General features: G+C 59.7%; 20 protein-coding genes and 2 pseudogenes. 13 read left to right on the top strand and 9 right to left on the bottom strand.

What is annotated here, in order from left to right; translation table 11 throughout:
- Window positions 1–37: 37 nt before the first annotated feature.
- From BUE39_RS29790 to BUE39_RS29765, 6 genes are all read left to right on the top strand, one after another.
- Window positions 38–244: a tail protein X gene (locus tag BUE39_RS29790; protein WP_073432252.1), complete on the top strand. Its 207-nt coding sequence runs from the start codon at window positions 38–40 to the stop codon at window positions 242–244.
- Between the two features lie 9 nt (window positions 245–253).
- Window positions 254–1,306 carry a phage late control D family protein gene (locus BUE39_RS29785; RefSeq protein ID WP_073432251.1) on the top strand — a complete coding sequence of 351 codons (1,053 nt, stop codon included), beginning with the start codon at window positions 254–256 and terminating at the stop codon, window positions 1,304–1,306.
- A 102-nt stretch (window positions 1,307–1,408) separates the two neighbouring features.
- Window positions 1,409–1,870: a hypothetical protein gene (locus BUE39_RS29780; protein ID WP_073429456.1), complete on the top strand. Its 462-nt coding sequence runs from the start codon at window positions 1,409–1,411 to the stop codon at window positions 1,868–1,870.
- Window positions 1,867–2,418 (top strand): glycoside hydrolase family 108 protein, encoded by a 552-nt coding sequence (locus BUE39_RS29775; RefSeq protein WP_073432250.1) that lies wholly within the window; start codon window positions 1,867–1,869, stop codon window positions 2,416–2,418. Before BUE39_RS29780 ends, BUE39_RS29775 begins: the two co-directional genes overlap by 4 nt.
- Window positions 2,415–3,038 (top strand): hypothetical protein, encoded by a 624-nt coding sequence (locus BUE39_RS29770; protein WP_073432249.1) that lies wholly within the window; start codon window positions 2,415–2,417, stop codon window positions 3,036–3,038. The genes BUE39_RS29775 and BUE39_RS29770 overlap by 4 nt, the downstream gene beginning before the upstream one ends.
- A 246-nt stretch (window positions 3,039–3,284) precedes the next feature.
- Window positions 3,285–4,073, top strand: coding sequence for a DNA adenine methylase (locus BUE39_RS29765; protein WP_073432248.1), 789 nt, complete (start codon window positions 3,285–3,287; stop codon window positions 4,071–4,073).
- Window positions 4,074–4,112: 39 nt separating this feature from the next.
- Here the strand turns inward: BUE39_RS29765 and BUE39_RS29760 are convergent, their stop codons facing one another.
- The 5 genes from BUE39_RS29760 to BUE39_RS29740 form a co-directional block, all read right to left on the bottom strand.
- Window positions 4,113–4,823 carry an immunity 52 family protein gene (locus BUE39_RS29760; protein WP_073432247.1) on the bottom strand — a complete coding sequence of 237 codons (711 nt, stop codon included), beginning with the start codon at window positions 4,821–4,823 and terminating at the stop codon, window positions 4,113–4,115.
- 12 nt (window positions 4,824–4,835) lie between these two features.
- Window positions 4,836–5,204 (bottom strand): restriction endonuclease fold toxin 5 domain-containing protein, encoded by a 369-nt coding sequence (locus tag BUE39_RS29755; protein WP_318268438.1) that lies wholly within the window; start codon window positions 5,202–5,204, stop codon window positions 4,836–4,838.
- A gap of 121 nt (window positions 5,205–5,325) precedes the next feature.
- Window positions 5,326–5,802 carry a hypothetical protein gene (locus BUE39_RS35730; RefSeq protein WP_073432277.1) on the bottom strand — a complete coding sequence of 159 codons (477 nt, stop codon included), beginning with the start codon at window positions 5,800–5,802 and terminating at the stop codon, window positions 5,326–5,328.
- Complete coding sequence (locus BUE39_RS29745; protein WP_073432245.1) at window positions 5,795–6,298, bottom strand: DUF4123 domain-containing protein; 504 nt, start codon at window positions 6,296–6,298, stop codon at window positions 5,795–5,797. Before BUE39_RS29745 ends, BUE39_RS35730 begins: the two co-directional genes overlap by 8 nt.
- A 3-nt stretch (window positions 6,299–6,301) precedes the next feature.
- On the bottom strand, window positions 6,302–6,718 hold the full coding sequence (locus BUE39_RS29740; protein ID WP_073432244.1) for a PAAR domain-containing protein: 417 nt from the start codon (window positions 6,716–6,718) through the stop codon (window positions 6,302–6,304).
- Between the two features lie 740 nt (window positions 6,719–7,458).
- Here BUE39_RS29740 and BUE39_RS29735 point away from each other — a divergent pair.
- Together BUE39_RS29735 and BUE39_RS29725 are read left to right on the top strand one after the other, a co-directional pair.
- Window positions 7,459–9,954, top strand: coding sequence for a P-loop NTPase (locus BUE39_RS29735; RefSeq protein ID WP_073432243.1), 2,496 nt, complete (start codon window positions 7,459–7,461; stop codon window positions 9,952–9,954).
- Between the two features lie 941 nt (window positions 9,955–10,895).
- A pseudogene (locus BUE39_RS29725) lies at window positions 10,896–11,177 on the top strand (winged helix-turn-helix domain-containing protein); the annotation flags it as partial.
- A gap of 310 nt (window positions 11,178–11,487) precedes the next feature.
- Here the strand turns inward: BUE39_RS29725 and BUE39_RS29720 are convergent.
- The 3 genes from BUE39_RS29720 to BUE39_RS35955 all read right to left on the bottom strand — a co-directional run bounded on the left by BUE39_RS29720 (window position 11,488) and on the right by BUE39_RS35955 (window position 14,725).
- Window positions 11,488–12,657 carry an IS91 family transposase gene (locus tag BUE39_RS29720; protein WP_073432054.1) on the bottom strand — a complete coding sequence of 390 codons (1,170 nt, stop codon included), beginning with the start codon at window positions 12,655–12,657 and terminating at the stop codon, window positions 11,488–11,490.
- Between the two features lie 21 nt (window positions 12,658–12,678).
- Window positions 12,679–13,554, bottom strand: coding sequence for a site-specific integrase (locus tag BUE39_RS29715; RefSeq protein WP_073432055.1), 876 nt, complete (start codon window positions 13,552–13,554; stop codon window positions 12,679–12,681).
- A gap of 1,042 nt (window positions 13,555–14,596) precedes the next feature.
- Window positions 14,597–14,725 carry a hypothetical protein gene (locus tag BUE39_RS35955; protein ID WP_268802009.1) on the bottom strand — a complete coding sequence of 43 codons (129 nt, stop codon included), beginning with the start codon at window positions 14,723–14,725 and terminating at the stop codon, window positions 14,597–14,599.
- A 692-nt stretch (window positions 14,726–15,417) separates the two neighbouring features.
- On the opposite strand from BUE39_RS35955, the gene BUE39_RS29710 reads away from it, so the two are divergent.
- The 5 genes from BUE39_RS29710 to BUE39_RS29690 all read left to right on the top strand — a co-directional run bounded on the left by BUE39_RS29710 (window position 15,418) and on the right by BUE39_RS29690 (window position 18,843).
- Entirely contained in the window at window positions 15,418–15,843 is a 426-nt protein-coding gene (locus BUE39_RS29710; protein ID WP_073432241.1) for a CopG family transcriptional regulator, read from the top strand.
- A gap of 42 nt (window positions 15,844–15,885) precedes the next feature.
- Window positions 15,886–16,989 (top strand): extracellular catalytic domain type 1 short-chain-length polyhydroxyalkanoate depolymerase, encoded by a 1,104-nt coding sequence (locus BUE39_RS29705; RefSeq protein WP_073432240.1) that lies wholly within the window; start codon window positions 15,886–15,888, stop codon window positions 16,987–16,989.
- 757 nt (window positions 16,990–17,746) lie between these two features.
- Window positions 17,747–18,019, top strand: coding sequence for a hypothetical protein (locus tag BUE39_RS29700; RefSeq protein ID WP_073432239.1), 273 nt, complete (start codon window positions 17,747–17,749; stop codon window positions 18,017–18,019).
- Window positions 18,020–18,061: 42 nt separating this feature from the next.
- Entirely contained in the window at window positions 18,062–18,475 is a 414-nt protein-coding gene (locus tag BUE39_RS29695; protein WP_073432238.1) for a type II toxin-antitoxin system HicB family antitoxin, read from the top strand.
- A gap of 161 nt (window positions 18,476–18,636) precedes the next feature.
- Complete coding sequence (locus tag BUE39_RS29690; RefSeq protein WP_073432237.1) at window positions 18,637–18,843, top strand: hypothetical protein; 207 nt, start codon at window positions 18,637–18,639, stop codon at window positions 18,841–18,843.
- 69 nt (window positions 18,844–18,912) lie between these two features.
- Here the strand turns inward: BUE39_RS29690 and BUE39_RS35725 are convergent.
- Window positions 18,913–19,197, bottom strand: a pseudogene (locus BUE39_RS35725) (transposase); the annotation flags it as partial.

Below are 19,197 nucleotides of genomic sequence, written 5' to 3'. Positions count from 1 at the left end.
CCGCGCAAACAGACCTTCAGCCTGGAGTTCGGCCGCTATGGCGAAGACTATAAGAACCTCTGACGGCGACGTGCTCGACGAGCTCTGCTACGCGTTCTACGGGTCGCTCGCGGGCGTGGTCGAGGCGGTGTACGAGGCAAATCCGGGGCTCGCCGCACGCACGCAGCCGTTTGCCGCGGGAATCCTCATCACGCTGCCCGACCTCGACGTGCAGCGTGATGAACCGGTCCAGCTCTGGACCTAGGGAAGACTTATGCAGGCCATATTCCAGATCGTCGCGAACGGCGACGACATCACGCGCGTGATCCAGGATCGCGTGCTGCGCATCCGCACGGTGGACAAACCGGGGCTTGAGTCGGACGAGTGCGAGATCGAGCTCGATGATCGCGACGGCAGGATCCAGTTTCCGCCCAAGGGCGCGACGCTCAGAATCTCGCTCGGCTGGAGCGGCAGGGGCCTGTCGTTCATGGGCGAGTACGCGGTCGACGAGGTTGCGCTCAAGGGGCCGCCCGCATCCGTCGTAATCCGCGGCAAACCGGCGAACATGCGCGCCACTGCGAAAACGCACCGGTACGGTAGCTGGGAGAACGTGGAGCTCGCGGACATCGTCGGTGACGTGGCCCGCCGCAACCGGTGGACGGCCGCATGCAGTGTCGACGCCCAGGTGCCGCGTGCCGACCAGTTCGGCGAGAGCGATCTGCACTTCATCACGCGTCTTGCCCGGCAGCATGGTGCCACAGCGACGGTAAAGGCAGGCAGGCTGATCGTCGCCGGTCGTGGTGCCGGCCGGAGCGTGAGCGGCAAGCCGCTGCCCGTGATCACGCTCACGCCCGACATGCTGCTCGACTACGAGATCACGTTTCCCGATCGCGCGAGCTTCGTCGCGGTGCGCACGAAGGTGCATGACACTAAGACCGGAAAGAAAATCGATCTGACGATCCCGAACCCCGATGCGCCGCCCGGTGCATCCGCGGTGCACACCGAGCGGCATGCGTTCGCGAGCGCCGAGGCCGCGAAGGCGGCCGCGAACGCCCGTCTGCAGAAGCTGAATCACCACACGGCCAAAAGCACGATGACGATGACCGGCCGGGCGGACTTTGCGGCCGAGAAGACGGTGACGCTCAGGGGCTTCAAGAAGGAGGCGGACGGCGATTTCCTCGTCGAGTCCGTGACGAACACCTACGCGGGGCGAAGCTGGGAAACGCAGGTCGAGCTGAATGCCGGCAACCGGGGCAAGGCGAAGGTCGGGCACGGGAAAAAGAAGGGCAGGAAGATCAGTCTCGTGGTGCCGGCGCCGCCGCACTGACGCGATTGACAGAAGACAAGAACCAGCAGGACAGCAACCAGCACGAAAACGAACCGCCCGCACTTCGCGCGAGGCGGTTTTTTTATTGGACGGACGGGCCCGATGGGTGAACAGCACAACAACGATCTGGCGGTGCAGATCGCGCGTTTCGGCGAGCAGCTGCGCAGCGTCGCGGCAAGCCTCGAGGACATCAAGACATCGGTGCAGCCGGTCGCCGCGCTCGATCGTGCGCTCGCGCAGATGTCGATTCACAACCAGAACGCGCGCAAGGATATCGAGCTGCTGTGGGCGCGTGTGGATGAGGGGAAGAAGGAACGCGATGCGCTCGAGGCGCAGATCGGCGGCGTCGACGACCGGGTGGCGGCGATGAAGAACACGGCGAGGGGCGCGATGTGGGTGCTCGGGATCGTGCTCGGCATCGTGCAGACGTTCCTCGTCGGCTCGATCGTGTGGGTGTTCACCCATATCAACGAAGGCGACATCCTCAACCGGTTGCAGCAGCAGCGCCTCGAGGTGCTGGAACAGACCATGACGCGGGAAACCAGACAGGGAACGAAACAATGACACTTGACGAAAAAATCGATGCGCTGATCGGCCGCGAGGGCGGCTACTCGAACAATGCGCTTGATGCCGGCGGCGAGACGATGTGGGGCGTGACTGCCGCGGTCGCCCGCGCGTTCGGCTATACCGGCGCGATGCGCGACATGCCGCGACCGACCGCCGCGCAGATCTATCGCAGCCGCTACTGGCAGCAGCCGAAGTTTGATCTGGTCGACGCGGTCTCGCCGGTGCTCGCCGAGAAGCTGTTCGATATCGGCGTGAACGCCGGGCCGGCGACCGGCGTGCGCTTCCTGCAACGTGCGCTGAACGTGCTGAACCAGAACCAGCGTGCATTCGCCGATATCGCCGTCGACGGCGGCATGGGCGCCATGACGGTCGCGGCGCTGAAAGCCTTCCTCGCCGCGCGCGGCGCGGACGGTCATCGGGTGCTGCTGGGCATGGTGACCGCGCAGCAGTCGGTCTATTACATCGAGTGTGCCGAAAAGCGCGTCGAGAACGAGACGTTCGAATACGGCTGGCAGCTCAATCGTGCATTGGGGGTGAGCGCATGATGGATGTCCTGAAAACAGTCGCGCCGTGGCTCGTCACGGCCTTGACCGGTGGCGTACCCGGCATCGCCGCAATGGCCGCCTCGGCGATCGCCGGCAAGCTCGGTCTCACCGATGGTTCAGTGGACGCAGTCACGTCCGCGCTGACCGGCCAGCAGATGACGCCTGAGCAGTTACTGGCGCTCAGGCAGGCCGACGATGACTTCGCGCTGAAAATGCGGCAGGCGGGTTTCACGCACGCGGAGAACATGGCCGGCATCCAGGTGCAGGCCGACAGAATCGCGGCCGACGATCGCGCAAGCGCCCGCAACTTTGCGGCGGCGGAGCACGACCATACGGCGCGCAACCTCGCCTATATGTATACGGTCGCGCTCTTCGCGGTGATTGGTCTCGAGTTCCTGCTGGCGGCCAGACAGATCCGGCTCGACGACGGCGTGATGCGCGCGCTCGATACGCTGTTCGGGATTCTGATCGCGATGGTGCTCGGCTCGAAAGAATACTTCTTCGGCTCGTCGTCGCGCGCGGACAGGCAGGCCGCGGCGATCACGCAGTTTGCCGTGTCGCCGGACACCGTGGTGACTCGTACGGATCCGGCCGCGAGCGGGCGGGACGGGGCTGCGTGAACGCATCCCCTGCCGTTCCGGTGTTCTATTCCCAGTGCCTGTATCGCGGGCAATCAGCGTCCGACGCGCACAGCACAAAGTTACTTTGACCGCGCTTTGTGCGCAGGAAAGACAGGGCGACCGGAAGCATGTTGACGCATGCTCCCGGCCACCTTTCCACTGCTGTAGCCAGTGAATTAGCCAGGGCCCTGCTACCTACCGGTAGGCGGGCCGGATTCTACACCAAGTTTAAAAACGGCTTTCACAATGGCAAATCCCATCATCCCCTGGATCGGCGGCAAGCGCCGTCTGGCAGATCACATCATCCCGCGTTTCCCGAAGCACGACTGTTACGTCGAGGTCTTCGCTGGCGGCGCCGCGTTGTACTTCATGCGGCCGCCGGCGAAGGTCGAGGTGATCAACGACATCAACGGTGAGCTGGTGAACCTGTACCGCGTCGTGCAGCATCACCTCGAGGAGTTCGTGCGCCAATTTAAGTGGGCGCTCACCAGCCGGCAGGTGTTCGAGTGGCTCAAACAGACGCTCCCGGAGACCCTGACCGATATCCAGCGCGCGGCCCGGTTCTACTACCTGCAGAAAAGTTGCTTTGGCGGGAAGCTGGAAGGGCAGACATTCGGCACGGCGACGACAACGCCGCCGGGACTGAACCTGTTGCGCATCGAGGAGGAACTGTCAGCGGCACACCTGCGTCTGTCGAACACGTTTGTGGAGCGGCTCGACTGGAAGACGTGCATCGACAAATACGACCGGCCGCATACGCTGTTCTATCTGGATCCGCCATATTACGAGACCGAAGGCTATGGTGTCGCGTTTCCGTTCGCCGAATACGAGAAAATGGCGACCAGGCTGCGTGCGATCAAGGGGCGCGCGATCGTGAGCCTGAATGACCACCCGGACATCTGGCGCGCGTTTGAGGGGTTTCACATCGAGACCGTGCCGATTCAGTATACGGTCGGGGGCGGGAAGGGCGTCGATCGCAACGAACTGATCATTTTCAGTTGGGATGACGCGGCGCGGCCCGTGGGGCTGTTCTAATCGATGGTGCCGGCGCAACGGATCGCGCCGGCATTGCACTTACAGGTCCGTAAAGGCGGGCAGGAGATCCTGATCGACGAGCCGGACCTCGATGCGATTTGCTGTCTCGATGTGCTCGGGGTTCTTCATCGAGAAAGGAGCGTCAGTTGTGCTGACGACGATCGTGCCGGTCTGCGCCTTGCCAGCCTCCGGGACCGGAACAATCTCACGTGCTTCCGGAACCTGCTGCTGTGTTATCACGGTTGGCAGGTACAGCATCCAGCCGACGCCGGGCTTATCATCAAACACTTGCTTTGCTACATAGCTTCGTGGAGAGACCGTGACATACGCCGGATTAAATGCCTTAACAAGGGAGCCGACGATTTTCAGTACCGCATCGAGATTGCTGAGGATCGCTGAATCCGCCAGCGATAACTCAAACGAGTTATAGATGCCCGCTTCGTTGAGATGACACGCGAGTGTCGCACCGCGCGAGTCGCCTTCGTTGCCGTCCCAAAGCGCCACATACGTCGTCGTCGGATCTGCCGCAAATTTGTGCTTCAGTACGGCAAGGATTGCTGTTGACGGTGCCCCGTCTTCGAACGCGGGGTAGAGCAACGCTTCGTCGCGGCTTTTTCCGCGTGCATACCAGCGATTAAACTTCTGGTCGATCTCGGCCAACCCGGTCGTCACAACATGAATTCGCGACAGCGCCTCTTCGAAGTTCATGGGATCGAGTGTTGCGTCCTTAAATTGAAGCCTGAAATCCATGATCGTCTCGGGTTACGGTTGTACGACGGACTGTACTTGGTAAGTGGTCAGGTAGGGAAGCATGAACTCCCACGCATCGGCCTCTTCGAAGTACCATTTGAGACGAGCCGGAGGATTTGCGTTCACCTTTTTTGCTTGTCGGATCAAGGCATTTTGAAGGTCTTCATATCCGTCGAACCATTCACGCGGCTGGAGTTCTCCGTTCTCGTCGCGCTCGAGGAACTTGGCGTAGCGCGATTTTGCTTCTTGCAGCAAGCATTCGGCTGGCACGAACCCGTCGAAATCAGTTCCGAGCCACACCCATTCCTCGCTCCACCCCTCCTCGACGCTGTACGGCCGCCCGGTGATGCGGCCTTGGTACGTTCGAGCATGTGCAGACATGTGATGGTTTCTGCGTAGAGGCTGTCCGGATTCTTCCGGCGGGCATTTTTTGCATTTCTCTCCGGTGCGCGGGACGGACTTGGCGTCGGTCCTGGCTTTACTCTCGTCCTTCGGCGTATCGCTAGACAGGCTCGCCGTTCCCGCGAGGCCGAGCCCGCCCAACAAGGCGACGCCAGCTCGCGCCAATACCGGCCCAAGCTCCGCCGCTGCTGCTTCTATTATCGGTACCGCGAACCCCGCCATCTGGTGATCTCCTGTCGTATTCTGGGTGTTCGATGCGCCATTTCATGACACGGAAATAGTCGTGAAAGCGTTCGTCCGGCGATCGGTCGGGGCGGGTGAGCCACGCACGTGTCGCCGGCTTTGTGTAGAAGCTCGGGGCGTATGCTTCGATGTGGAGAAACGCCTCGACGTTTTCGTCTGCCTGGATGCCGAGCTGACGCGCGACAACGTATGCGTTCCAGAGACGCGTCGACAGCGTGCTGTCATCGGCAAGTTTCGGATCAGCTTTGACAAGATCCTGTTTGACGCGCTCGACATATCCGCGTGCGTCGATCCCGGCAAGGCCGGCGACCTGTTCGCTTGTCAGCTCAAGCATGCGGGTGTACTCCCTGCAATTTGCCGTTCACTTCGACGAGCCAGTCAAATGTCGAGACGAAGAACTGCATGCGCTGCGTGAATTCCATCAGCGACGCAATATCGGCCATGATGCGTGCGTCGTAGAACCGAAGGAGGGCAGTGCGTCCATCCGGCAATCGCGCATCGAGTCGACTGCGCAGCTCGTCGGCCAGCGATTCAAGCGGATATCCGCTAATCAGCCAGGACACGCCGGTAGAGCTGCTGGCCATTGCGGAAAGAGTCTGACGGGTATTGTCGGGCGCTCGCTCGTAGTCGACCAGCCACGGGCCGGCATCGGCCAGCGACGCGTCCTGTGTGCTGTCGAACACGGCTACGGCCGACTGCGATCGCTGGGGTGATGACCCGTCGGCCGCGTCAGCATATAGAAGGCCATCGACAAGGGCATACAGATGCACCTGCATGGTCAACTGCTGTTGACGCTGGAAGAAAAAAGCTTCGATCGAATTTTCGGTCATGTTCTACCCGCGCGCGATCATCGTTGCGGCATTCTCGGCCGCAGCTTTCAGGCACTCGAGACACAGCGTCGGCGAGGGCGAAAGCGCTATTGCAGTGGCGGCGACGGCCGCAACCGCGCCGCCAGTCGTCGCTTCGCCAGTTCCGATGTCGTCGAGCGTCGCGGATGACTGTGAGGCGATTAGCGTCGCTCCGCACGCGGTTTTCATACCTTCGATGGCGGTTTCCCGTCCATCAAAGGTGTGCGGGTATCGCCGCACCGTGGCGGGCAGGATCGGAAAGACCCCCTTGCATTGCGGGCAAAGTACCTTGTGTCCGACGCCTGCGATGGGTTTCCCGTCAATGGTGGCGATCCCGGTGCCCTCTAGCACGCGTCCGCCGTGCGTCGTCGTGTCGCCGACGCAGATCATGGCTCGGGCCATATGTTCTCTCGGAGGTGTGGTTTTCGTATGAATTTACCATTTCCGGGAGAACCGTCGACCGTTGGCTATCTCGCATTCGGTCAACTATTGTTAACCGAAGTGAGCGCCGTCGATCATTCGAAGGAGCTGTTGCCTTGCCGCCACGCTGGCGGGAGGGACCGAGTTAATCGATTCTGCCGCATGTATCACCTATATTGGCATCACTCTTTCGCAATCCATCGATCATTCCGGGAAAGATTCGAAGGCGAGAGAGCTCTAGACTCAAAGAATACAATCCCGCATATGACGGCCTTTACAGGCGTAGCGCGGATGCTCTCCAGGCCAGGGATTAACTGACCGCTCACGGCCAGATGAACAAACCTAAACGATCTGCGTCCCGCGATCCGGTGCGGCGATCCGGTGCGGCACTCGTCTCTAGCGCGCCTCATGCGACAGGCATAACCCGACCCGGAGTGGCCATCCGAGCTCGCAGAAAGCCGCCATTCAAAGCGTCCCGGTGGAATGCTAATCAATACGTCCCGATAGATTAGGCGCTTATTGACTTCACCTATCGCATCGCTCGGATGGATTCGCCTTGTCGAGAGCGAACCTCACCGGCGGCAGCGGAAAGTCGCTAATATCATCACTCGCCAGTGCTACACGTGGCCACGTTGCGCCGGCAAACCGTCCGGAAATTCGCGGGGCGACTGCGATACCTGGCATCAAAATAACTGAGAGCATTTGGTAATGAGGGGGTAAGAATGAGAACGCTAACGGACCTTGGGCTCACGCCGACCGACCGAGAGCAACTACTTCGGGGCCTACATGAGGGCAAATACAACCTGCTACTCGGCGCTGGTGCGAGTTACGGCTGCAAGGGAGGCGACGGGGTTGAGCTTAAGGACGGGGCTACACTTTCACAACAAATCGCAAAAGACTTTGGGCTCAAACTGAGCGCGGATGAGGCTAAAAAGCTGCCCTTGGCATACGAAGAAGCAGAAAGTGCCGATAAGGTTGGGTTCCAGCGTTGGTTGCGGGCGCGCTTCATTGGGTGCGATTCGACTTGGCAGAACAAGATTTTCCGGTTTCAATGGGAGCGAATCTGGACATTCAATATTGATGACGTCCTGACCAATGCGTTTGAATTCGATAGGGACCAAAATATCTTTGGGGACTTGGCGTCCTTCGACTGGAAGGAACAGATTGCCCCCCTCGAAATCACGCCAAACAAGCAACAGGTAGTTTACCTGCACGGACGTGCCTCAGACCTCGGCGGCCCGCTCGACGGTCTGGTCTTTTCCATTCTGGAATACGCACGTGCAACCCGCAGTGCCCAGCAATGGCATTCCGCCTTTCAAACTCATTATCTTGAAGGCCCTTTCATCGTATGTGGCGCCACGCTCGCTGAAGAAGTTGATATCTCTGAGGCCATTCGCTCCAAGAACTTTTCACGTGCGGTCGGATTTCCTTCGTTCATCGTTTCTTACGGTCTAGACGAAGGGCAGAAGGGCAGAATGCGACGGTTTAATCTCATTCCCGTCGTCTGTCCACTCGAAGAATTCTTCACGATCGCCCTGCGCGAGCTGAACGACTACCGCAGTACTGCGGACGCAGTGTCTTCTCGGCTTAAACCTGGCACATACGCGCGCTTCCTCTCGGAGTTCAGGCGACTTGATACGAAAGACGGCTCGGTACAAGCAATCGATGGAACTGATTTCTATGGCGGCGACGAGCCAACTTGGAAGGACATCCTGGACAGCCTTGATTCTGCCTTCAAAGCTACCGATAAGGCTGCTGCCATTCTTGAGCAGAGCGCTACGCGTTACGCAGTTCTCTTACACGGGGATCACGTGTCGGGCAAATCGGCAGCGCTGTTCCGGGTTGCGCGTGAAGCTCTTCGCAAAGGACTCAAGCCATTCTGGTTTCGTCATGAGGAAGGTTTCAATGCGGAGATTGTTAGCGACTATCTGTCGGTCGACGATCGAGCGATCTTATTTGTCGATGATGCTGCAAACCACTTACAAGCAATAGGCGAGGTACTGCAGCGTGCCAAGGCCAAAGGCAAGCACGCGCGAATATTTCTTTCGCTCAGAAGCTCACGCCTGCGTGGCTTTAGGATTGATGTCGGCGATGATTTTCGGCATGAATTCCGGCTGGACCCGCTTCGAAAGGGAGATATCGTTCATCTGGTGCAGAGGCGACGCCGCGCCTCTCGACTTGGCAAAAACATTGGCAAGTCCGATGCAAACATCATAAAGGAGCTCACACACAGCTGCAAATCGGAGCTCCTGCAATGCATCGCCTATATCGAGTTTTCCGAGCCTATACGGCAGCGGGTGAGGAAGATCGTCCTTGCTGCACTGAGCGATTCAAGCCACCGGGAATTCTTCGCCCGCGTTATTTGCGTGCATCGTTTTGGTTTTTCATTACCTCTTCGGGCTGCGTTAGCGGCTAGCGGCCTCCAATTCGGACCATTTCAAGATGTTCTTGATACGCACCTGACGGCTCATGGCGTCCTTGTTCGTGACTACACCGGTATTCGGCTTAGACATCGTATCCTCAGCGAGTATGCTTGGGATGACTTGTTTACCGATGAGGAGCGCTACCGGGCAATGTCCTCGGTAGTGCAAGCATTGGCGCCGCTCGTTAATCCCGGAGTAATCCGTGCAAAAGGCATCGCGCACCTCATTCTTCGGGAGGTTCTGGATCAAGAGCAGGTTTCGCGCAGCACTGGACGCCGGTCTCTCGAATTTTACACGGAGCACGAGCCGGCTCTTGGCTGGAGTTCGCGGTACTGGGATCAGCGTGCGCTTCTTGAATCGAGAATTGACGGGCACTTCTCAAAGGCATACTCGTATTCGCAGAAGGCGATTTCTCTCGAGCGGCATCCGTTCGCGTTCACCAGTTTGGGAACAATATGTATGAGTCATTCCACAAAGCTGGTGGACGGAAACCGAACGGAAGCCATGAAGTATTTTCAAGAAGGGGAGGAGGCGCTCAGCGCGGCTTTGAAGCTAACGGAGCCAGGCAGAGCTTATGAGCATCCTTTTGTAAAGTTCTTCGCCTCCGCGGAACAGCTGTTCCGTAAGCTGGACCCTCACGACACGGAGTTTGAAGCCGTTCTGCAGCTATTTCGTATTTGGATTGAGCGAGCGAAGGACTCACCAGCGTACGCGACGTTCTTTGGGAAAAAGCGATTGCGGGAACTGCAAGCGATGGAGCTTAAGCAATCTCTACGCGCTAGACGCGTCGGTTAAATCCTCAGCGTCGGTCCGGCGATACTACCCACTTCAGCGGGAATCTCACTCTGCTGCCTGGCTCCCGGTGATCCAGGCAGCGCAAAGTACCTTATGCGACTCCAGATTGGGTAGTGTAGAAGCTTATCCATTCTTCGGTATAGCGCCAGCTCCGCATCGGCCAATTTCCTCCCCACGCACCTTTCCTTATGCCGCGCCCAGCCATCACGGACCGGCATGGCAATTGTCAGCGATATAGGCGTTGAGGTCGACCGTCCGCTTCTGGCCCGGTTGTCGCCGGACGGGCCTGCGGGGGACTGCGAACAGTCGCTGCTTGCAAGTTTTTTTTCGCCAAGGACGAGCTAGCGATTAAGAGGAAATTCCGTCGCCGCATCGCAGCGCCGTCTCAGGGCTCCATCTGGCAACATCTGGGAATTGATCCTAGGAGACCTGCGTGACTAGCCCCACCAATCTCGATCACGATGCGCGGGTTAAGCTTCTTTGCTATCTGGTCGTCGCTCAACTTGTGGCGCATGCCCGTACGGGCGAATGGCTGCGTACGGACCATCTCGTCGAGTCCGGCCGTATGTGGACGGACTCCAGCGGCGCACAGGGAGCCTGGTTGGCGCGGTATGAGCTCGGCCAAGCTTCAGCGGCCCTCGCTCCAAGTTTTCTAAATGTCTCCGCGCTTTGCGATTCTGACTCCCTTGCAAAGTTATTCACGCATGGGTGGCGACTGGATTACCGATCTTCACGCGTACGCTGGTTGCATGACATTTGCGGCGCTTATCTACACGGGGATGGAGAGTTGCCGACCCTTGGCGCCCCTGTTCATAACCCTCGGTAAGTGGCTGATTTTATTAGGACGTGTCAGTCTGTTTTTACAGTCGGTTCTTGCCTCGAAAAGCTCCCGTAAGCCTATGTTTTTGCGACAGAATCCGGCGACGCGGGGGCCATAACATTTCGACACGCACCGTCAAGTCGTCATGGTGCGTGGCCAGCCGGTGCAACTCTCCGGCACGCAATACCGGCTGGCGTCGCTGTTCTTCTCCAACATCGGCCGCGTGATGTCGCGCGATCACATCTTCGCGATGGTGTGGGGCCGTGAGTTCCGCGAGTTCACCCGCACGATCGACAGCCACGTCTCGCGGCTGCGTCTGTTGCTCGAAATCGAGCCGCAAAACGAGTTCCGGCTGCAACCGTTAAGGGTTATTCGATGCCTGCCGTCGGCCACAGGAACGTGACGATACCTCGGCGCGTGCCGGCAGGCGTCGAATAAGCCCGATGGAGGAAACCGCGGAGTGCCCCAATGCGGTTGGAGCTTTCGCGGCTATGGCGATTGATAGCCCGGGATGCTCAGTGATGTCGGGTGCGACACAGTCTGGCGGGAAGCCGGTCGGGCACTAACGCCATAGCGACGCGGTGCAGTTGTGTATTCGGGATGATGAAACGGGCGCACGAAGCACATCGCAAAGCGACGCGCGCATACGTCCGTTCGTGGGCCGCGTTGCCGCAAAGCCAACGTTAGACAGGCAGTTCGAGGAGCCGTGGAGTTCATGTCTGATCGCGGCGCATGGGCGGTGCGCGGATCGGGGCGCTGCGCGCGAGGATGTCGATGACGATCATCGGTGCGCCGCAGTGCCGGCAGATAAAGACGGGCCGGGTTTCGATGATGGCGTGGTCCGGTGATGGGCTGGTCGCGGGTGCGATGTGCAGCAGATCGCGTACCCTCGCGAGTCTGGCGCGGCGCACCGGGTTGGCGAGCAGTCCGTAGTGACGGATCCGATGGAAGCCAGCGGGTAACACATGGAGCAGGAAGCGGCGTATGAATTCGCCGGTTTCGAGGGTCATGGTCTTGTAGCGGGTGTGTCCCTTCGCGCGGTAGTCCTTCCAGCGGAACGTCACGCCGCGCTCATCGAAGGCGACGAGGCGCTGGTTGGAGATGGCGACGCGGTGTGTGTAGCGTGATAGATACTCGAGCACCGCCTTCGGTCCGGCGAACGGTCGCTTGGCGTAGACGACCCATTCGCAGGTGCGCAGCGGCGCAAGCCAGCGGGCAAAGATGGCGGGGTCAGCGAGCCCGGTATCCTCGCCGAAGAACTGCAGGTCGCCACGGTGGTGAGCCGACTGGAGTGCCTCGAGGAAGCGGCGCCGGAACAGGCGTGACAGGACACGCACGGGCAGGAAGAAGCCGGGGCGGCAGGCGATCCAGCGCTCACCGTCAGGCGACAGCCCGCCACCGGGGACGATGCCGTGCACATGCGGGTGATGCGTGAGCGCCGAGCCCCAGGTGTGCAGTACGAGCGTGGCGCCGATCTGGGCGCCGAGATGCCTGGGATCCCCGGCGATCGTGCGCAGCGTGTCAGCGGCGATGTCGAGCAGCAGGCCGTAGATGATCCGTTTGTTGTACCAGGCGATGGCGCTGATGGGTGCGGGAAGCGTAAAGACGACGTGGAAGTACTCGACAGGCAGCAGGTCGGTCTGGCGTGCCTCCAGCCAGCGGTGCGCGGCACTGGCCTGGCACTTTGGGCAATGCCGGTCCCGGCACGAGTTGAAGGACACCTCCGCCTTTGCGCAGCCTGAACAGCGCAACACATGTCCGCCCAGTGCCGCCGTGCGGCACCGTTCGATGGCTGACATGACCTTCAGCTGCCCCGGGCTCAGGCGTGTCGTGGCTCGCCACGCCGGCCCGTGGCTGCGGAAGATGTCCGCAACCTCCAGCATGAGATGCTGCGGGGTATGGGCTTATCCAGGAGGCAGGCGGTCCAGTGGACTGGTGACTTCATGCAGCAGGTCGGTGGCCACCTGCACATAAAGTGCGGTGTTCTCAAGCTTGGCGTGGCCGAGCAGAACCTGGATCACGCGGATATCCACCTTCTGTTCGAGGAGATGCGTCGCAAAACTGTGGCGCAAGGTATGCATGGATACACGCTTTTCGATGTGCGCGGCTTCGGCGGCGGCATGAATGGCGCGGTTCAACTGTCGCGTGCTTAACTGGTCGAGCGGATCGAGCCCGGGAAACAGCCACCCGCCGTCAAACATCTTGCCCTGCGCACGGGCCATGCGCCACCATACGCGCAGACGCTCGAGCAGCACCGGCGAGAGCATCGCGTAGCGGTCGCGGCGGCCCTTGCCCTGCTCGATACGCAGTGTCATGCGTTCGCTGTCGACGTCGGTGACCTTCAGCGCGACCACTTCACTCGCGCGCAGCCCGGCACCGTAGGCGACCGACAGCGCAGTCTGGTGCTTGAGGTTGCCGGCTGCCTCGATCAGCCGCCGCACTTCGTCGGGACTGAGCACGACGGGCAATATGCGGGGAACACGCACCGGTTGCATCCTGACTATCAGCTCAGGCCGGTCGAGCGTGACCGTGAAGAAGAACTTCAGGCCGGTGATCGCGTGGTTCAGCGACACGGCCGATGTGCCGTGATCGACTAGATAGAGCTGGTAGCGGCGCAGGTCCTCGACGGTGGCCGTGTCAGGTGAGCGCCCGAGAAACCGGGCGAACTCACGCACGATGTGCAAATAGATGTCCTGCGTCTTGGGGGCTAGCTGGCGCATGCGCATGTCGTCGATCATGCGTTGACGCAATGGGCTGACGTTTGCCGGTAAGGAGGTCATGATTCGGCTCCTGTTGAAGAGCGAGGCGGATTGCCTCGTTCGCCAACATAAACCGCGTGACCGGCTTGACCTTCACCTCCAGCGTTGGATCGTAACCCCTACCGCGCGAGCGGTTTAGTCCACCGACCATCCGCGGTCGTTCGCTTGCACGTTGATTTGGACATCCCAGCGGCGGTTTCGCGCAGAGAGCGGCCCTTGGAGCAACGTGCGGCTCGAAAAACTGACCGGAGCCCCGGCATGGTAAATTCCGGCCACTTCGTCCATCCGGGGATGATTAACGCCAACATCTCCCGGCCTAGGTGTTGAGCGCTGCAACTGCGGTGAGTTAGATGGCGAGCGACTCAGGCGGCCCGGAAGACCTACGAGCGCGCGCCGCAAGGCCGCCATTCGAGGGGCCCGCACTCGTCTACGACGAGGCGCGCGTATGTATATCCAGGAATTCGTTCTTATGGCTCATTCATTCTGCACCCAACGCCTCGTTCGCGCCATTTCGCCGATTACCCGTTGCAGATCAATACGTGACGGTTACCGCTAACACATCGCGATAGGTGTTGTAAGGGGTTTTCCCCGGATTGGCGTTACAGGCCGGGAGCGATTCCGCTGGCCGGCGGTCTATCTGCAACGGGCACTTCCGCGTTCCCCCTAGGCGCGCCGGCAGAATCGCCAGCAACATCAGACATACCGAATAAGCCTCCAGGTAACTACCTTTCCATCATGACGAGGCATGCTATTGCCTTCGACAATAGGGGTTTTAGTTGAAGGCATGTCGATTGATCTCCAGACACCGCTTTCCGGGCACTTCCCCCCCGTTTTTGCGGTGATTCCAATAGGTTTTTTACTCATTAGTGTTCCTTGGTACGTGGTCGAATGAACCAACTACATGGAAGCGACTCCGCGTTGTTGCTCGACATCCATCATTGCGGAAACAACACAACCTGGTTATGGAAATGACCGGTGTACCCTGAACGCCACCGATTAGGTCGCGTCTCATTCAGGGTCTGGACAGGGTCGATCTGCGGCCCTTCTCGCCTGTTCGTGTTTCTCAGCCACCATCGCGCTCATCAGCAACGCCCGGGGCAATGATCTGAAGCGCCAGGCGGCGCTGCTCTGCTTCTGCACCGGGAAATACCTCGTTCACCAGGCTGAGAAGATCGGTTGCGTTTTGTGACATGATTTGCTCCCTGTTCGTGTTAGCCGCCGAATCCGGCTGGGCCGGGTTCCCGTCACGCGATCAGCCTCGAGCATCCCGTCGGCCAACACTACAGCGCGAAATAATGTTCCCTGCGGAAAGCCGCAGGGTAGTGCTGCATAGAACCTCGCACACGGGCCGGCTCTGCTCTGTGCGCGGCTGCACACTTGGGCTCTTTTAAACGAAGAAATTGATTTTCACGGCCGGATGCATTCCGGCTGGCTGCCGCCCGAATCCCGTTGTTGCTCTGACTCGCGGCTGGTCGTGCAAACCGCGGTTTTCACGACCAGCATGCTGCAGACCATTAGAACGCGTCGTGGTGCCCGACACCTTCGCGTTGCCGCCCCCCGGGCAGCGCGCGCTCGAACTTCTATGTCTCTAAGCGAACGGAAGAATCAGCTCTTATCATACGAGACGTCCATCGCGACCGGCTCAGTTCGTTCACCGGCCATGAGCAAGGCCGCCGTACCAGGCAAGTCAATGAAGACGCCAGTCTTGACTGGCAGCTTTCCGAGGTGAGACTGCCCTTGCGTCGTTAGTGGAACTGGTAGCAGCGCGGCACCTTGACGACCGTAAGCGAATTGCCGCAAAGCCTGGCGCCGTCAAAAATTGATGTTGCGCTGCAGCGAAAACCGGCCTATAACCATCCTATTGGATGGTCGTAGGATGGAGGTATGGAAAAAACCGCCGCACGCAGCACGAGTCGTCCGAAAGGCGGCGAATCGGAAAAGATCACGATCAACCTCGGTCCCGTCGACCTTGGCCAAATCGATCTGCTCGTGGAAGAAGGCTTCTATTCGAACCGGACTGACCTGATCCGAACCGCTATTCGCAATCAACTTGCGCTTCACGCACAGGTCGTTCAGGAAACGGTGACGCGCCGTGCGCTTGTACTCGGGCTGCAGCATTTTTCGCGGCAGGATCTCGAGGCGGTTCTTGCCGCCCATCAGCGTCTCACCATTCAGGTGCTGGGACTGGCCAGCATTGCTGGCGACGTCACCCCGGAACTCGCGCTCGCGACCATCGAAAGCGTCGTGGTGCTGGGAGCCTTTCACGCATCGGCTGCCGTCAAGGCGGCGCTCGCTGACAGAATCCGCTAGCTGCGCGACGCCCGATATCCAACCTGCTAACGGACAAATACGATGAAATTCGATGAAGGTTTTCTGAACTCGATGCGCGAAGCAATGAGGTTGTTGCGCACCCGCGGCCCCGCCGAAGCTACAGAAGCGATACAACGTAGTTTACGAGGGGAGACAAACGGCGTCGCTCACAAAACAGCGCCTTGGGACGCAACGCCGGAAGCCGCCACCGTTCTATTCGAGGCGCCGACGATACGGGAAGCCGAAACGCTCGACGCGCGAGAAGCCCGCATTGACGTCGAGGACCGGGGACATTTCAGCACGCATGCGCATTCGAATGCCGCGGGTCGCCGCCAATATCGACTGTATGTGCCCGCAGGGGACCACGGCGAGCCGCTGCCATTAATCGTGATGCTGCACGGCTGCACACAGAACGCCGATGATTTCGCGGCAGGCACAAATATGAATGTACTGGCTGAGCGGCATCGATTTCTTGTCGCATATCCGGAGCAGTCGCAGCAGGCCAATCCGTCGAAGTGCTGGAACTGGTTCAAACCAGACGATCAGCGTTGCGAACGCGGTGAGCCGTCATTGATCGCAGGCATAACACGCGAAATTGTCGCAGCCTATAACGTCGATCCCGCGCGCGTGTACGTTGCGGGCCTGTCCGCCGGTGGCGCAATGGCGGCGATTATGATCAGCTCGTATCCCGAACTCTATGCGGCGGCGGGTGTGCATTCTGGCATTCCGGCAGGATGCGCACACGATCTTCCCTCTGCGCTCGCGGCGATGAAGGGCGGCAGGCGTCCCAGACAGGCACGGTATGCCATGCACGATACCGCTTCATTACCGAAACGGCCCGTCATCGTCTTTCATGGCGACGCGGACGCCACAGTTCACATACGGAATGCCACGCAGCTTGTTCAGGGCTTCGACGCACGACCGCGTGAAGGCCGCGAACAGCGCCGGACCGATGAGGGCCGACGTGCCTATACCGTCTCAGGGCTGGTTTCCGCGGACGGTGTCGATGCCGAACTGTGGACTATTCACGGGGCACCGCACGCGTGGGCAGGCGGCAATCCGCGGGGCAGCTTCACCGACCCCACCGGTCCGGACGCGAGTGCCGAAATGCTGCGATTCTTTCTTGAGCATCCGCAGAGGCAATAACGCGGTCTGCGTGATGCCCCCGTCGGTAATTGCTACCGCTTGGAATGCCGGGCAAGCCTGTTTCGTGAAAGGGTAACGTTGCAGCCTGATCGATGACTCACTGCGGGGACGCAGGTCAGCACGTCGACGATGTCCCGCTTGGGCGCCCGTTCGCAGTTCACGTTGAGGCATTCAAGTCGATCCGCTAAACGTCAGCAACGGGTCGGGTCGGGAAGTTCGAAGTTCGACCACGTCCACCGCCGTTCAGACTGACGGCGTTCTTCCGGGTTCGTCGATTAACGGCCCTTCCAAAATCCGGCGACGTGGCGTTTGACCCGCGCAGTAACGCGGCTGTGACAGATACAGGCGCAGACCTGCATAACCAATAGAACGCGACAACCCCCCTTTTTCGCGCGGACGCTGCCTTTAACGCGATGCGCTCTGCAATCGGCTGGGTGATGCGGGCTCAGGGCATGAAGCAGGAAGCCGTCAAGCTCGCGCCGGCACTCGGACGCCGGGTACCGCGGTACCCGACATTGCGTAGGTAATAGCGATGCGCGGCTCGCGTGCAAGCACGGAAACGATGCCCTGCATGAGCAGGTCGTCCCGGCGATGCCGGCACGACGCAAGCGTTCCCTTTCACCACGTCAAGATTTAGTTTGCTTTTCGACGGCCTTGAGCGCATGGTGAAAAGATCCAGATGTACCTGACCGCCCTTTTTCGCATCCGGACAGGTATCGGTTCATGACGGTCAGTATCGCTTAAGGAGCGCGCCATCATGACCATCCCCACTCTCGAATACAGAGGGTACGAGCTACGTGCGTACTCTCACCAGGTATTCCCCCTGCATCGTGATCCGTATGCCAAAGGACCAAGGCAGTTCTCATCGTTCGTACGGATCGACACCATTCCGTCCAGCGAAGTCAAGGCTCGGCGCTATGCAACGTTGTTCGACGCGGTAAGTCCCGCCACCGTGGGCGCCGCCATCGACCTCGCGATGCAATACGGCAAAGACATCGTCGATGGCAAGGTTGAGGCGACCGAACTATGACATACCGAATGCGAGTCAGCCCGCAACTGAGGGGAGCAGGTCATGCAATATCCGCTTTATGTGCACCGTGATGGAGTTGCCGGCTTTCGCGCCAGTTTTCCCGATCTTCCCCGAGCAGTTGCGCGCGGCCATTCGTTCGATGAACTGAAACGCAACGCGCAAGAGGTTGTCGAACTGATGTATGACCGCAGCGAGCAACTCATACCCGCTCCCACCTGCAGTACATCGGAATTGCAATCGCTCGACATGGACGATGGGCAAGGGATCTGGATGTTCATCGAGATCAATCTGACGCGGGTTACCTCGAAAGCCGTGAGCGTTCAATTCAGTCTGCCCGAGAGTCTGCTGCAGAGAGTAGATGCTGCAACAAAAGAGCGACACTCGACGCGCTCTACGTTCTTTACGCTGGCTGCTGTACACGAACTTGGAAACCGGGGCGAAGGGCAATTGTCCTAGACGCCGGTTTTCCGGTGGGTGTTCGCGGACGGCTTACATCGCGCGCCACGACCGCGTCAGCATTCAAAACCCGACCTTACGATGTGTCGCGTCGTCCCGGTTATCGGGGCGACGCCAACCGCCCGTTGGCGAATCAGTTTTTTCCATAGCAGGAGTGCATCATGATTGATGACCAGGTAAATGCCGAAGAACTGGCAGAAAGCAGGAAACAGAGAGAGGCCGCGGCGAATGCGACGGATGATGGCATGCCGGTGGCCCCCGAAGATGAAAAGCGGGTCGTTGACGGGACTCAATATAGAGGGCCGAAGCAATGGGTCAGGCACGCAAGGAAATTGCTGGGTGCTGGAAGCGGCTTTATGCGACCTTGAACGTCGGCGACTCATTAGGATGGGCGGCGACAATGACTACGTCCGGTCGTGTTGCCTCACGGGATGATGTTACTCCCGGGTAGTTGTCACGGACCCGTTGTTTTGTGGTGAAGGCTGGCGCTGCGTAGCGGCGCCAGCCTTCACCGCATCCGCATGACCAAGTATCCTTGTGACCAGTTCTCTCGCACGGTTCGATCGCCATGCCTTCACACGGCGCTGCAGGGTCCGAAGCTGGGCACTGGAATACATCGCCGGAGCCATCGCGACGAGGCGTTCATGCAGCTTCTTCGCCGTAATCCCGGGCTCGCTCTCAAGCCATTGCTGTATGGTCGGCCACGTATGCTCGAACGGATC

Origin of the sequence: Paraburkholderia terricola (assembly GCF_900142195.1) — a bacterium.
Taxonomy (GTDB): Bacteria; Pseudomonadota; Gammaproteobacteria; order Burkholderiales; family Burkholderiaceae; genus Paraburkholderia; species Paraburkholderia terricola.
Note: the sequence above shows the minus strand (reverse complement) of the source record. Positions and strands in the feature narration are given on the sequence as shown.

What these genes read in the sequence shown, in the direction of transcription:
- BUE39_RS29790 (WP_073432252.1), top strand. Translation starts at nt 38, where the DNA reads ATGGCGAAGACTATAAGAACCTCTGACGGCGACGTGCTCGACGAGCTC.
- BUE39_RS29785 (WP_073432251.1), top strand. Translation starts at nt 254, where the DNA reads ATGCAGGCCATATTCCAGATCGTCGCGAACGGCGACGACATCACGCGC.
- BUE39_RS29780 (WP_073429456.1), top strand. Translation starts at nt 1,409, where the DNA reads ATGGGTGAACAGCACAACAACGATCTGGCGGTGCAGATCGCGCGTTTC.
- BUE39_RS29775 (WP_073432250.1), top strand. Translation starts at nt 1,867, where the DNA reads ATGACACTTGACGAAAAAATCGATGCGCTGATCGGCCGCGAGGGCGGC.
- BUE39_RS29770 (WP_073432249.1), top strand. Translation starts at nt 2,415, where the DNA reads ATGATGGATGTCCTGAAAACAGTCGCGCCGTGGCTCGTCACGGCCTTG.
- BUE39_RS29765 (WP_073432248.1), top strand. Translation starts at nt 3,285, where the DNA reads ATGGCAAATCCCATCATCCCCTGGATCGGCGGCAAGCGCCGTCTGGCA.
- BUE39_RS29760 (WP_073432247.1), bottom strand. Translation starts at nt 4,823, where the DNA reads ATGGATTTCAGGCTTCAATTTAAGGACGCAACACTCGATCCCATGAAC.
- BUE39_RS29755 (WP_318268438.1), bottom strand. Translation starts at nt 5,204, where the DNA reads ATGTCTGCACATGCTCGAACGTACCAAGGCCGCATCACCGGGCGGCCG.
- BUE39_RS35730 (WP_073432277.1), bottom strand. Translation starts at nt 5,802, where the DNA reads ATGCTTGAGCTGACAAGCGAACAGGTCGCCGGCCTTGCCGGGATCGAC.
- BUE39_RS29745 (WP_073432245.1), bottom strand. Translation starts at nt 6,298, where the DNA reads ATGACCGAAAATTCGATCGAAGCTTTTTTCTTCCAGCGTCAACAGCAG.
- BUE39_RS29740 (WP_073432244.1), bottom strand. Translation starts at nt 6,718, where the DNA reads ATGGCCCGAGCCATGATCTGCGTCGGCGACACGACGACGCACGGCGGA.
- BUE39_RS29735 (WP_073432243.1), top strand. Translation starts at nt 7,459, where the DNA reads ATGAGAACGCTAACGGACCTTGGGCTCACGCCGACCGACCGAGAGCAA.
- BUE39_RS29720 (WP_073432054.1), bottom strand. Translation starts at nt 12,657, where the DNA reads ATGCTGGAGGTTGCGGACATCTTCCGCAGCCACGGGCCGGCGTGGCGA.
- BUE39_RS29715 (WP_073432055.1), bottom strand. Translation starts at nt 13,554, where the DNA reads ATGACCTCCTTACCGGCAAACGTCAGCCCATTGCGTCAACGCATGATC.
- BUE39_RS35955 (WP_268802009.1), bottom strand. Translation starts at nt 14,725, where the DNA reads ATGTCACAAAACGCAACCGATCTTCTCAGCCTGGTGAACGAGGTATTT.
- BUE39_RS29710 (WP_073432241.1), top strand. Translation starts at nt 15,418, where the DNA reads ATGGAAAAAACCGCCGCACGCAGCACGAGTCGTCCGAAAGGCGGCGAA.
- BUE39_RS29705 (WP_073432240.1), top strand. Translation starts at nt 15,886, where the DNA reads ATGAAATTCGATGAAGGTTTTCTGAACTCGATGCGCGAAGCAATGAGG.
- BUE39_RS29700 (WP_073432239.1), top strand. Translation starts at nt 17,747, where the DNA reads ATGACCATCCCCACTCTCGAATACAGAGGGTACGAGCTACGTGCGTAC.
- BUE39_RS29695 (WP_073432238.1), top strand. Translation starts at nt 18,062, where the DNA reads ATGCAATATCCGCTTTATGTGCACCGTGATGGAGTTGCCGGCTTTCGC.
- BUE39_RS29690 (WP_073432237.1), top strand. Translation starts at nt 18,637, where the DNA reads ATGATTGATGACCAGGTAAATGCCGAAGAACTGGCAGAAAGCAGGAAA.